The organism is Corynebacterium sp. HMSC074C04, from assembly GCF_001838295.1.
Classification (GTDB): domain Bacteria; phylum Actinomycetota; class Actinomycetes; order Mycobacteriales; family Mycobacteriaceae; genus Corynebacterium; species Corynebacterium amycolatum.
Genome location: NZ_KV836272.1, coordinates 775,627 through 787,717, shown reverse-complemented (window position 1 = coordinate 787,717; position 12,091 = coordinate 775,627). Strand labels below are relative to the sequence as shown.

The following is a 12,091-nucleotide window of genomic DNA, read 5'->3' as shown; positions in this document are numbered from 1 at the left end:
TCAACCGTGCGCAGATTTACGCATGGCGCAAGGGTATTAAGACTCTGTACTACATCCGCCTGCGTCAGGTTGCGCTGGAGGGTACTGAGGTTGAGGGCTGCGTATCCTGCATGCTTTAAGCAAGCGTGTTTGAGGGCTAGGCATCTAATGCTTTAGCTGTAGCGCATTGAAGGCGCGAGAATTTCCCCGAGTTTTGTCGGGAGGTTCTCGCGCCTTTTTCGTCACTCCACCCAATTGGGAACAAATGTAAATATTACTATTGACGGTTGTACTGCAGGTAATTAACCTGCGCAGTGGTACACCAATGTTCGCGTAATTTTCACCCACGGCTAGTGGGAGAAGGGGCTGGAAGCCATGTCCGATACCACTGGTAAGAGCACTCCACACATCAACCCAAAGGGTGCGCCGATTGCAGAAACTATTTTGTTGCCAGGTGACCCGCTGCGTGCGAAGTTCATTGCGGAGACCTATTTGGACGATGTCGTTCAGTTCAACGAAGTTCGCAACATGCTGGGTTTTACCGGCACCTACCAGGGGCAGGAAGTGTCTGTCATGGGGTCCGGTATGGGTATTCCGTCTATCTCGCTGTACTCCTGGGAACTTATCCATGTTTTCGGCTGCAAGAAGCTGATTCGCGTCGGTTCGTGCGGCGCGTTGCAGCCGGAGCTGGACCTGTATGACGTGGTTATTGGCCAGACGGCGTCGACTGACTCCAATTTTCTATCGCAGTACAACTTGCCGGGAACGTTCGCCCCGTCCGCATCTTTCCGTCTGATTGAAGATGTTCGCGATCGCGCCCGCGAGCAGGGCATCACAACACACGTCGGCAACATCTTGTCCAGCGATATTTTCTACAACTTCCAGGATGATGTGAACGACCGTTGGGCACGCATGGGTGTGCTGGCGGTGGAGATGGAATCTGCTGGCCTTTATGCCACTGCCGCCGAGGCCGGTGTGGAGGCCATGGGAATCTTCACTGTGTCGGACAACATCGTCACCGGTGGAAAGACCACTCCGGAAGAACGTGAGAAGGCCTTCACGACGATGATGGAGCTCGCATTGCCGCTGGCTCGACTCTAGTGTCCTGGTCTGCAATCAATTGGCTTGAAGTGTGAAATAGGTACAGTGCGATGAGCAATCCCGCCAGTAATACCAGCTTGAACGTGAATCTCTCTCAAAGCGCAGCGTCCAACGCTGCGGCGCCAAACCCTAAGGCCGCAGTCCCGGTCTTGCTGTTTTCCTTTGTATTCTGTTTGGTCTTGGACAATGGCTTTAAGTTCATGACCAAGCCGATTGCGGAATCTCTGGATCTCAGTGTCTCCACGGCCAGTCTGCAGGCGACACTCGCCGGTATTTTGATTGGCATTGGAGCGGTGGTGTACGCCGCATTGGCGGACAGCATCAGTATCCGCAAATTGATGATTGTCGGTATTGGCTTTGTCGCCGTGGGCTCTCTACTGGGTTATTTCTTCCAGGGAGTATGGCCAATGGTGCTTACTGCCCGCATTATTCAAACTGCCGGTCTGGCGGCGGCTGAGACACTCTACGTCATCTATGTCACCAAGTACCTAAGCCCAGAAGATCAGAAAACCTACCTCGGCTTTTCCACCGCGGCCTTCCAAGCTGCGCTGCTGATTGGAACGTTGACCTCGGGGATTGTGGCTACCTACATTTCCTGGCCGGCTATGTTCCTGATTTCGCTCATTCTGATAGTTGCCATTCCGTTCCTGATTAAGACAGTTCCGGAAGAGCAGCAGCAGAAGAGTCACCTGGATATCTCTGGCCTGTTCCTCGTCGCGGTCATCGCCACTGCGCTGATGCTGTTTATGCAGCAGTTCCAATGGTGGTGGCTGGCAGCTGCTGCGCTGGGTGTCGCGCTCTTTGTCTCGCACATCCGGACATACGACAACGCCGTGGTCAATCCGTCGTTCTTTACCAATGCCCGCTACGTTTGCGCGCTGATTGTTGTGCTTGTGGTTTACATGGTCCAGTTGGGGTATTCGGCCATTCTATTGCCGTATATGGTCGACGAGCTCTATGGCATTAACCTCGACGGTGCTGCCTATATTCTCGCGCCGGGCTATCTCTGCGCGGTCATCGTCGGTGTAATGTCCGGCAAGGTTGCCAAGTTCCTGTCTTCGAGGCAGGCTATTGTCGCAGCTATCAGCATCATTATCGTGGCGTTGCTCATTCCCGCAGTGCTGCCGGGGGCCGGTGTTGCCACGGTTATCGTGTCCATGATTCTGTTCCCATCAGGGTTCGCGCTCATGTATGCGCCGTTGGTCGCGACCGCACTGCAGAACATTCCCGCGGCCAAGTCTGGTGTCGCAATCGGTTTCTATAATCTGACTATCAACATCGCCGTCCCGGTTGGCATTGCGTTAACGGCCATGCTTGTTGATTCTCGGCCGGCCTTCTTCAGCGCCCTTTCCATCGCGCAGTCTGAAGCAGAAGGGGTCTCCGCTACTATCGCTTGGTTGCTCGCGCTCATGGCTGTCGTAGGTTTGCTGGTGTACGTCATCTCCGACCGCCTCATCAACGACACCGCAGAAAACCGCGAGAAGGTTCACGCCTAGGTTCGCGCAACATTTTGCACCTGGTGCTTGACGACGGACATTGCGTCGTCAAGCGCCTTTTTCTTTGTGTGACGTGGGTGCATGAGGAGAGGGGGCACAAATAAAAGGTGTTCATTGGAGAGATAGCCAACAGTGGTGTGCTGAAAGAGGGCAGTGTGGGTAAGCTGCTAAGGGTAGTGGCTCCTTTCATCGGGAGCCTGACGTTTTGTAGTGGGACAAGGCTGGAATAGCCACCGCTGCAGCCGCTGTTTTCGAACTCGTAAAGAGTGAAGGACATTCCTTATATATAAGGTGTGTTCGGGAAACGGCAAGATCAATGAAAAAGGGAGAGGTTTCCACGTGAGTTTCGATGATTGCCCACCCTCGACTCCGGCCCACCGTGAGAAGAATCCAGAGTCGCGTGCATGCCCAGTTGCGGCTATTGACTGGAACACGATTCCTGATGACAAGGATCTCGAGGTTTGGGATCGTCTGACCGGTAACTTCTGGTTGCCGGAAAAGGTGCCGCTGTCGAATGACATCAAGAGCTGGAATACACTCAATGCACTGGAGCAGCGCACCACGATGCGCGTGTTCACTGGTCTGACCATGCTGGACACCATCCAGGGCACAGTTGGCGCAGTATCGCTCATCCCGGATGCGCTGACTCCGCACGAGGAAGCTGTATACACCAATATCGCCTTCATGGAATCGGTGCACGCAAAGAGCTACTCGTCGATTTTCCAGACGCTGGCGTCGACCCCTGAGATTCAGGATGCGTTCCGTTGGGGCGAGGAGAATGAGTACCTGCAGAAGAAGGCCAAGATTATCCTCGATTACTACGAGGGCGATAACCCGCAGAAGAAGAAGGTCGCTTCCACTTTGCTGGAGTCCTTCCTGTTCTACTCGGGTTTCTACCTGCCGATGTACTGGTCCAGCCATGCCAAGCTGACCAACACCGCGGACATTATTCGCCTGATTATTCGTGATGAGGCAGTTCACGGTTACTACATCGGTTACAAGTACCAGCGCAACCTGGAGCGTCTGACCCAGGCTGAACGTGACGAGCTGAAGGATTACACCTTCGATCTCATGTTTGATCTCTACGACAACGAGATTCAGTACACCGAAGAGATGTACGACGAACTCGGCTGGACCGAGGATGTCAAGCGTTTCCTGCGTTACAACGGCAACAAGGCTTTGAACAACTTGGGCTATGAGGGTATGTTCCCGGCCGACGAGACTCGAGTTTCGCCGTCAATCCTGTCGGCTCTGTCGCCGAATGCTGACGAAAACCACGACTTCTTCTCAGGTTCCGGTTCTTCCTACGTCATGGGTAAGGCTGAAGTAACCGAGGATGAGGACTGGGACTTCTAAAAGCACAGGTGTAGGGAACATTCCGCACCGAGCCCTACTCTGGTGACAGCACACACGGGGGTAGTAGCCCTAGCCTCGACGGTTCCTGCTAAAAAGGCGTTAGCCCAGGTTAAGACAATTCTCAGGAAACTAATAGTGTGCTTAGCTGAGTGGGGAAGTGGGCCGGAAAATTCCTTGGCCTTAACTTTTTCCAAGGTTCAGACTAGAATCTGGCACATAGTGGTAGGTGGTTTCGCCGTCGCGTACTCACCTGCACTATTCTCACAAGGACAAAACTTCAAATCCCTGTAGTGAGTTACAGGAAATCTTCGCGTAGTAAGGAGGAAGAATGACTGCAGTAGCGCCTCGTCCAGATCATGGCGTTGTAGCGCCGGAACGGCCGCAGCCGTTCGGACATGAGCGTAAGGGCAGCTGGGCGTGGGAAATGCTGACCACGACCGACCACAAGAAGCTGGGCATTATGTACATCATTATGTCCTTCTCGTTCTTCTTTGTCGGCGGTCTGATGGCTCTGCTTATCCGTGCTGAGCTCTTCGCCCCAGGACTTCAGTTCCTTTCTAACGAGCAGTTCAACCAGATGTTCACCATGCACGGCACGGTGATGCTGCTTCTGTTCGGTACCCCGATTGTTTGGGGTTTTGCTAACTACATTCTGCCGCTTCAGATTGGTGCTCCGGACGTGGCTTTCCCGCGTCTGAACGCCTTCGGCTTCTGGCTGACAACTATTGGTGGCATTCTGATGTTGTCGGGTTTTCTGACTCCGGGTGGTGCTGCTGACTTCGGTTGGACTATGTACTCTCCGCTGTCTGACCCGATTCACTCCCCGGGTGTCGGTTCTGACTTGTGGATTGTCGGTGTCGGTGTCGGTGGTGTCGGTACTATCGCTTCCGCTATTAACATGACCACCACTGTCCTGTGCCTCCGCGCACCGGGCATGACCATGTTCCGTATGCCAATCTTCACCTGGAACATCCTGGTTACCTCGATTCTGGCTCTGCTGATCTTCCCGATTCTGACTGCAGCTGCTCTTGGTGTTCTGTACGACCGTAAGCTGGGCGGTCACATTTACGACCCGGCAAACGGTGGCGCCATGCTGTGGCAGCACCTGTTCTGGTTCTTCGGTCACCCAGAGGTCTACGTTCTGCTGTTGCCGTTCGTGGGCATCATTACTGAGGTTGTTCCGGTCTTCTCCCGTAAGCCGCTGTTCGGCTACGCAGGTATGGTCTTCGCGACCCTGTCTATTGCAGGTCTGTCCATGGCTGTGTGGGCGCACCACATGTTCGTGACCGGTGGCGTTCTGCTTCCGTTCTTCTCGTTCATGACCTTCCTGATTTCGGTCCCGACCGGTGTTAAGTTCATCAACTGGATGGGTACGATGTGGCGTGGCCACATGACCTTCGAGGCCCCGATGACCTTCGCTCTCGGCTTCATCGTGACCTTCCTGTTCGGTGGTCTGACCGGTATTATGCTGGCATCCCCGCCGCTGGACTTCCACGTCTCTGACACCTACTTCGTCGTGGCACACTTCCACTACACTCTGTTCGGTACCCTGGTCTTCGCTTCCTACTCGGGCGTTTACTTCTGGTTCCCGAAGATGACCGGACGTATGCTCGACGAGAAGCTGGCAAAGGTTCACTTCTGGCTGACCTTCATCGGCTTTAACCTGACCTTCCTGGTCCAGCACTGGCTGGGTAACGAGGGTATGCCGCGTCGTTACGCCGACTACCTCGAGACTGACGGTTTCACCACCCTGAACATGATTTCCACCGTTGGTGCGTTCATCCTGGGTCTGTCTGTTATCCCGTTTGTCTGGAACGTCTTCAAGTCCTGGCGCTACGGTGAGGTCGTCACTGTTGATGACCCGTGGGGTTACGGTAACTCTCTCGAGTGGGCTACCTCTTGCCCGCCGCCGCGCCACAACTTCACCTCGATGCCGCGCATCCGCTCGGAGCGCCCGGCGTTCGAGCTGCACTACCCGCACATGGTTGAGCGTCAGCGCGCAGAGGCCCACGTTGGTCGCCAGCTCTAAGAGCTAGTGGCTACATGGCTGATGCAACTCTGAGTTAATAACTACGCGAAGCTACGGCCCCATCACGGATCTCCGTGATGGGGCCGTAGTCTTGTCTTTGAGAGTCTTTCCTAGGGAAGGCGCAGTAAGGGGGGGGCAGGGAGCGCAGCAAGGGAGCTGGAGGGGAGAGCAGCGGAGAGCAGGGGGGGGCGACAGCTAACGGCTGTGACTGGCCACCCTCCGAAGTGCGGTATCCCGCAATGCGATGAGCACTCTGCTGGGGCTTCATGCGATACTGGATTGGTGAATGAACAGGTAATTACCTCTCCCAGTCAGTCCGCAGATACCGATGCCTTGTCGGTTTCGTTAGCACCGGGACTAGCTCCGGTGCTTATTACCGCCGTTGGCCGAGACCGCCCGGGTGTCTCGGCAGCCTTCTTCCGTGTGCTCGCGGCCCACGGAGTTCAGATTCTTGATGTGGAGCAGTCGGTGTTCCGCTCTAATTTGAGTCTCGGTGCGCTTGTTGGCGTTACAGAAGAGAAGGTCGGCGTTCTGCGTGAGGGGCTCATTGAAACACTGAAGCCTCACGGCATGACTGTCAGTTTTCAGCTTGATGCCCCGATTGAGCGCAGCGATGGATCTACCCATGCACTTGTCGTATTGGGCAATCCGGTCAATGCTGAGGATATTTCCCGTATCGGCCGTACTCTCGCAGATTACGGTGCAAACATCGATTCCATTCGCGGTATTGCCGACTACCCAGTTACTGGCCTGGAGCTGCTTGTCTCTATTCCGGACCCGAAGCCGGGTGCGGGCATTCCGCTGCGTAAGGCGCTGGCTGAGCTTGCACAGGACCAGGACATTGACATCGCAATTGAACGCGCAGGTTTGCAGCGCCGATCCAAACGCTTGATTTGCTTCGATGTGGACTCCACTTTGATTACCGGTGAGGTCATTGAGATGCTGGCCGCCCACGCTGGTCGCGAGGCGGAGGTTGCAGCGGTTACAGAGCGCGCTATGCGCGGTGAACTGGACTTCGCTGAGTCATTGCACGAGCGAGTTAAGGCTCTGGCAGGCCTGCCGGTCAGCGTCCTTGAGGAAGTTACCGACTCCATCGAGCTGACCCCTGGCGCCCGCACTACGATCCGCACGCTGAAACGTCTCGGTTACAAGTGTGGTGCCGTCTCCGGTGGATTTATCCAGATTCTGGAGCCACTGGCAAAGGATCTCGGCCTGGACTTTTACAAGGCCAATACCCTCGAGATTGAGGACGGAAAGCTGACTGGTCGCGTGGTCGGCGGTGTCGTCGATAGGCAGGAAAAGGCCCGCAGTCTTAAGGCGTTCGCCGCGGAGTCTGGGCTTCAGATGCACCAGACCGTCGCTGTCGGCGATGGCGCCAATGACATCGATATGTTGTCAGTCGCGGGCCTCGGTATTGCTTTCAACGCGAAGCCGGCGCTGAAGGAAATCGCTGACACGTCGGTCAACGTTCCATTCATGGACTCGATTCTGTTCATGTTGGGTATTTCCCGCGATGAAATCGACGATGCCGACCGCGAAGATGGCACCTTCCGCCGCGTGCCGTTGGAGCAGTAGTGCGACGCCAGGATCACAAGAATCCCGCTGTCACGGACGCATCATCGGTGCCGGAATGGTTCCGCATTGCCCATAGCCTCCTGCCGCAACCCGATAGGGAGGACCATGGCGAGGATGTGCCGTGGGCAATGGCTATTGTGCTTGAGGTGCCGAAGAAGGAACGCCCCTCGCGCACTGCGCTGCTCCGCGCCGCCGCGATGGCTGTTGTTGCTTGTTGCCTCGACGAGCGCGCAGGCGATGACACTTCGGCCTATCAACAAGGTCTGGTGTCTTGGTACGGCGCGCGCATCCGCAAGCTCACACGTCGCGCTCGCAATATCGGCTGGCAACGCGCTCAGCTTGCACCGGGTGTCACCGTAGATGTCGACGGCGCGCAAGCTCGCGCACTAGTGCCAACTCCTGTCGACGATACCTACCCAGAGATTGCCAAACTACAAATTTCCGGCACCGATTTGCCTTACGACGACCCGGAGACCACATCTCCCGACGACTCGGGCAACCGTGGGAGTGCTGACACCTTTGCTCCGCCAGTGATTTGGGTGGACAAGAACCTGAATATGTCCGTAGGAAAGGTGGCCGCGCAAGTTGGACACGGCTCAATGCTCTATGCGGCCAGCCTGTCGGTTGAGGAAGCGTGGGCGTGGGCGCAAACTGGCTACGCGTTAGATGTGAAAGAAACACCGCGGGAGCTGTGGCCAGCGCCAGAGCTACGTGCTGTAGAAGTTCAGGATGCTGGGTTTACAGAGATTGCCCCTGGATCAATCACCGTGTCGGTCACGCCAGGGGCACAGGGGCAGTAGCGGACAGCTAAGCGCGTGCTGCCTCCATGGCCTTAAGATCCTTGCGCAGGATCTTGCCGGTTGCCGATTTTGGAATCTCATCCATGAATTCGACTACTCGCACCTTCTTGTACGGTGCGACGCGGTCGGCAACAAAGTCCATTACCTCATCAGCAGTGAGTGACTTTCCTTCTTTGAGCACCACATATGCCTTCGGAATTTCCTCACCATCGGAGCGAATGACACCACTGCAGGCAGCATCAGCGATATCCGGGTGCTCGAGAAGCACGGACTCAAGTTCTGCCGGTGGTACCTGGTAACCCTTGTACTTGATCAGTTCCTTTAAGCGGTCGACAATGTACGCATTCCCTTCCTTGTCGAGTTCCGCAACGTCGCCTGTTCGCAACCAGCCGTCGACAAGCGTTGCAGCCGTAGCTTCGGGATTGTTGAGATAACCCTTCATTACCTGAGGACCGCGAATCCACAGTTCTCCGGACTTGGAACGTCCTGATTCAGGAACTGGGATTTCATCGAGGTCCTCAGTATCGAGGTCAACGATTTTGTACTCGGTGTTCGGGACTGCTCGACCGATGGAATCCAGTGGGCTGTCGTGTCCGATACGAATGTGCGCGGCAGGGGAGGACTCGGTCATACCGTAGCCCTGGGCGACAGTGCAGCCGAGGCGCTTTTCCACCTGCTCCGCCAAATCCAGCTGAAGCGAAGCTGCGCCGGAGAAAATAGTCTCCAGACTGGACAGATCGAAGGAATCGACAGCCGGGTGCTTGGCCAACCCAACTGCGACCGGCGGTGCGATGAACGCAAACTTGACCTTGTGCTCCGAAATAATGGAAAGGAAATCCAGCAAGTCGAACTTGCCCATCGTGTACTGGGTAGTGCGTCGCCAGAGGCAAAGATTGAGCAGAGCAGTCAAACCGTAGATGTGGAAGAACGGCAGAATCGTAACCGCCGGGGTTGTCTCATCCAATGCCTTGACAGTTGCTGCTCCTGCCTGAGCCACGTTGGCAACAAGATTGCGATGCGTGAGTTGGACGCCCTTTGGCACACCAGTGGTGCCAGAAGAAAACGGAATGACAGCAACGTCATCGGGAGAAACGTCTACATCTGGTCCCGCATGGCCTTCAGCAAGCAGCTCACCCATGCCGTGAAGCCCCGTCAGACCGATAATCATCTCTTCCGGGAGGCCAGCGGCCTCAGCGCCGTTAGCACCGGCCCAACCAATCGACGAAGTCGTCAGCATCATCTTGGCGTCAGAGATACGCAGCTGCGTTTCAACGTCCTCGGCAGTTGCCAGCGAGGCAACAGTCGTGCAGATTGCACCTGCGCGAAGAACACCGTGCAGAGCGACTGCGAAGGTGGTGGAGTTAGGGCAGTGCAGGGCAACAACATCGCCCTTTTTAATTCCACGTGCAGCAAGAGCGCCCGCGAAGGCCTCAATGCTGGCCTTCAAATCCCCGAAAGTTACCTCTGAGCCGGAGTCAACTACTGCGAGTTTATCCTTGTGCCGAGGCTCGATTTCGCCAAACAGAAAATCGAATAGAGAGGTCTCCGGAATATCGATGTTGGGAAGACTGCTAGTCAGCGGCATAGGGGAAAACAACCTTTCTGCACGTGCGTCAGGCTTCAGATGAATTCCTTGAACAAGGATCACCGTGTTAGCTTCGTTGTGTTTCACATCACAGTAGTAGGTGTGCTGACAGTTCGTGCAGATTTTGGGAAAAATGTCATTTCTTATGTGAAATGACTACCTAGCTAGCTGTCCCGCGTCAGCCTAGTCAGTGCACCAGCAGCGACATTGAGGTCAGTCGTCCGCCAGAAGTCAGGCATCGATGCGGCAATCCAGGATCCATAGCGCGCCGTCGCCAACCGTGAATCCAGTACCGCGACGACACCGCGGTCATCGACTTGACGTAGCAGACGACCAGAACCTTGCGCCATCAGTAGCGCTGCATGTGTCGCTGAAACCTCCATAAAACCGTTTCGGCCAGCGGCATTAGCCGCATCGGAGCGCGCGGACAGTAGCGGGTCGTCGGGTCGGGGGAACGGGATACGATCGATGATGACACACGATAGCGATGGGCCAGGAACATCGACGCCTTGCCACAGCGTCAGCGTGCCAAACAAACATGTCTGTGGATTAGCTGCGAAGCGATCAACCAGAGCGCCGATAGAGTCATCGCCTTGGCACAGGACGTCGTAAGGCAGGCGCTTGCGCATTTCCTCCGCCGCTGCCTCGGCGCCTCGGCGAGAAGAAAACAGCCCCAGCGTTCGCCCACCAGCGGCGCGGATGAGGCGTTCCATGATCGCGAACTGCTTTGGCGTGGCGCCATCGCGTCCAGGACGAGGCAGGTCGCGTGCGACGTAGAGGATGCCAGATTTCTGCGGGTCAAAGGGCGTGCCGACGTCCAAGCCATCCCACCCGCCGGAGGGAAGCCCCCAGGCAGCGGCCATAGCATCGAACTTGCCGCCAAGAGCAAGTGTTGCTGAGGTCAAAACGACGGTGGATTCGCCGAAGAGGCGTTCGCGAAGTAGTGCTGCGATGGACAGGGGAGCGACATAAACTGTCTTGTTCTCGCCAAGCCATACGACATCGTCGCTGCTGAACTCGAGAATCCGGACGACAGTATCGTGCATATTCTCCACGGCTGCGCGCACGGTCTGGCGCTCCGTGCTGTCAGAGTCGGAACCCGAACCCCCGGAGCCCGACCCGCCAGAGTTGCCTGAGCCAGAGGTGCCCAGCGTGGTTTGCAGTTGCCACAGGCTATCGCGGAGCGAAGCTAGTGCCGCTCCCAGCTCACCGGGAATTTCTTCGAGTGCGCCGCTGTAGGCGTCGGCAAGCAATGCGACGGTCTCGCCGAGTAGATCCGTGGCATCGGTGACATCATCGACCTGCTCTGCGGCGCCGAATTTGCGGGCGCGCCGGGCCATCATGGTGATACCGGCAGGGGAGAGCTCGTCGGTGGCAACGGAGGTGATTCGGCCGTCGAGCTCGTGAGCCTCATCAATGACGACGCAGTCGTGCTGCGGCAAGATCATGGCGTCGGAGAGCGCATCGATGGCCAACAGGGCGTGGTTGGTGACAACGATGTCGACGTTGGAGGCCTCGCGGCGGGCTTGTTCGGCGAAACACTCCTCGCCGAAAGGGCAGGAAATGGCGCCGACGCATTCGCGGGCCGTGACGGAGACCTGCCGCCAGGCTTCGTTGGAGACGCCCTTGTCCAGGCTGTCGCGGTCGCCGGTGTCGGTGTCATTGGCCCACTCGCGTAGCCGCATGACCTCGGCAGCGGTTCGGCTGAGCTGCGCTTCGCTGAGTAGAGCAGTTGGGCCGCCCATACCGGTCGGCTCGGATTCATCACCGTCGATGACGGGATCTTTGATGACATTTCCGACCTTGGACTTGCACAGGTAGTTTGAGCGGCCTTTGAGGATTGCGAAGGTTGGCGTGCGGGACAAGTGTGGCTCTAGCGAACTGACTAGCCGCGGCAAGTCGCGTTCGACCAGCTGGCGTTGCAGCGCAATGGTCGCCGTGGAAACGATTACCGACTCGTCGGACTCCATTGCTTGCACAATGGCGGGCACCAGGTAGGCCAGTGACTTACCAGTACCGGTACCGGCTTGTACCGCTAGGTGTCGCTCGCGCGCAAAGGCGGAGGCCACCGACCGGGACATTTTGACCTGATTCGGGCGAGTTGTTCCGCCGAGTCCCTTCACTGCTGCATCGAGAAGAGCTTCGATGCTGTCCGAGTCATGGACGCTGG

The 12,091-nt window shown here is 56.6% G+C and carries 8 protein-coding genes; 6 read left to right on the top strand and 2 right to left on the bottom strand.

The genetic code is table 11. The features are described from left to right. Positions 1–354 precede the first annotated feature (354 nt). From deoD to HMPREF3011_RS07810, 6 genes are all read left to right on the top strand, one after another. The gene (gene deoD, locus HMPREF3011_RS07835; protein WP_038627983.1) at positions 355–1,080 is read left to right on the top strand and encodes a purine-nucleoside phosphorylase; all 726 of its coding nucleotides are present in this window, start codon (positions 355–357) and stop codon (positions 1,078–1,080) included. Positions 1,081–1,130: 50 nt separating this feature from the next. Then, on the top strand, positions 1,131–2,576 hold the full coding sequence (locus HMPREF3011_RS07830; protein WP_083327071.1) for an MFS transporter: 1,446 nt from the start codon (positions 1,131–1,133) through the stop codon (positions 2,574–2,576). Positions 2,577–2,915: 339 nt separating this feature from the next. Then, positions 2,916–3,932 (top strand): class 1b ribonucleoside-diphosphate reductase subunit beta, encoded by a 1,017-nt coding sequence (gene nrdF / locus HMPREF3011_RS07825; protein ID WP_016422253.1) that lies wholly within the window; start codon positions 2,916–2,918, stop codon positions 3,930–3,932. A 328-nt stretch (positions 3,933–4,260) separates the two neighbouring features. After that, entirely contained in the window at positions 4,261–5,961 is a 1,701-nt protein-coding gene (ctaD, locus tag HMPREF3011_RS07820; protein WP_005511131.1) for an aa3-type cytochrome oxidase subunit I, read from the top strand. 282 nt (positions 5,962–6,243) lie between these two features. Beyond that, positions 6,244–7,536 (top strand): phosphoserine phosphatase SerB, encoded by a 1,293-nt coding sequence (gene serB / locus HMPREF3011_RS07815; protein ID WP_070560941.1) that lies wholly within the window; start codon positions 6,244–6,246, stop codon positions 7,534–7,536. Next, a complete protein-coding gene (locus tag HMPREF3011_RS07810; RefSeq protein ID WP_049181998.1) occupies positions 7,536–8,336 on the top strand; it encodes an aminoacyl-tRNA hydrolase in 801 nt (266 codons plus the stop codon). Before serB ends, HMPREF3011_RS07810 begins: the two co-directional genes overlap by 1 nt. A 7-nt stretch (positions 8,337–8,343) precedes the next feature. Here HMPREF3011_RS07810 and HMPREF3011_RS07805 read toward each other — a convergent pair whose 3' ends face one another. Together HMPREF3011_RS07805 and HMPREF3011_RS07800 are read right to left on the bottom strand one after the other, a co-directional pair. Further along, a complete protein-coding gene (locus tag HMPREF3011_RS07805; protein WP_070841360.1) occupies positions 8,344–9,921 on the bottom strand; it encodes an AMP-binding protein in 1,578 nt (525 codons plus the stop codon). Between the two features lie 164 nt (positions 9,922–10,085). Continuing rightward, entirely contained in the window at positions 10,086–12,068 is a 1,983-nt protein-coding gene (locus tag HMPREF3011_RS07800) for an ATP-dependent DNA helicase (RefSeq protein WP_187402571.1), read from the bottom strand. Positions 12,069–12,091 lie beyond the last annotated feature (23 nt).

Bases quoted from the DNA above. Each gene is read 5' to 3' on its own strand.
- deoD (WP_038627983.1), top strand. From the start codon at position 355: ATGTCCGATACCACTGGTAAGAGCACTCCACACATCAACCCAAAGGGT.
- HMPREF3011_RS07830 (WP_083327071.1), top strand. From the start codon at position 1,131: ATGAGCAATCCCGCCAGTAATACCAGCTTGAACGTGAATCTCTCTCAA.
- HMPREF3011_RS07805 (WP_070841360.1), bottom strand. From the start codon at position 9,921: ATGCCGCTGACTAGCAGTCTTCCCAACATCGATATTCCGGAGACCTCT.
- ctaD (WP_005511131.1), top strand. From the start codon at position 4,261: ATGACTGCAGTAGCGCCTCGTCCAGATCATGGCGTTGTAGCGCCGGAA.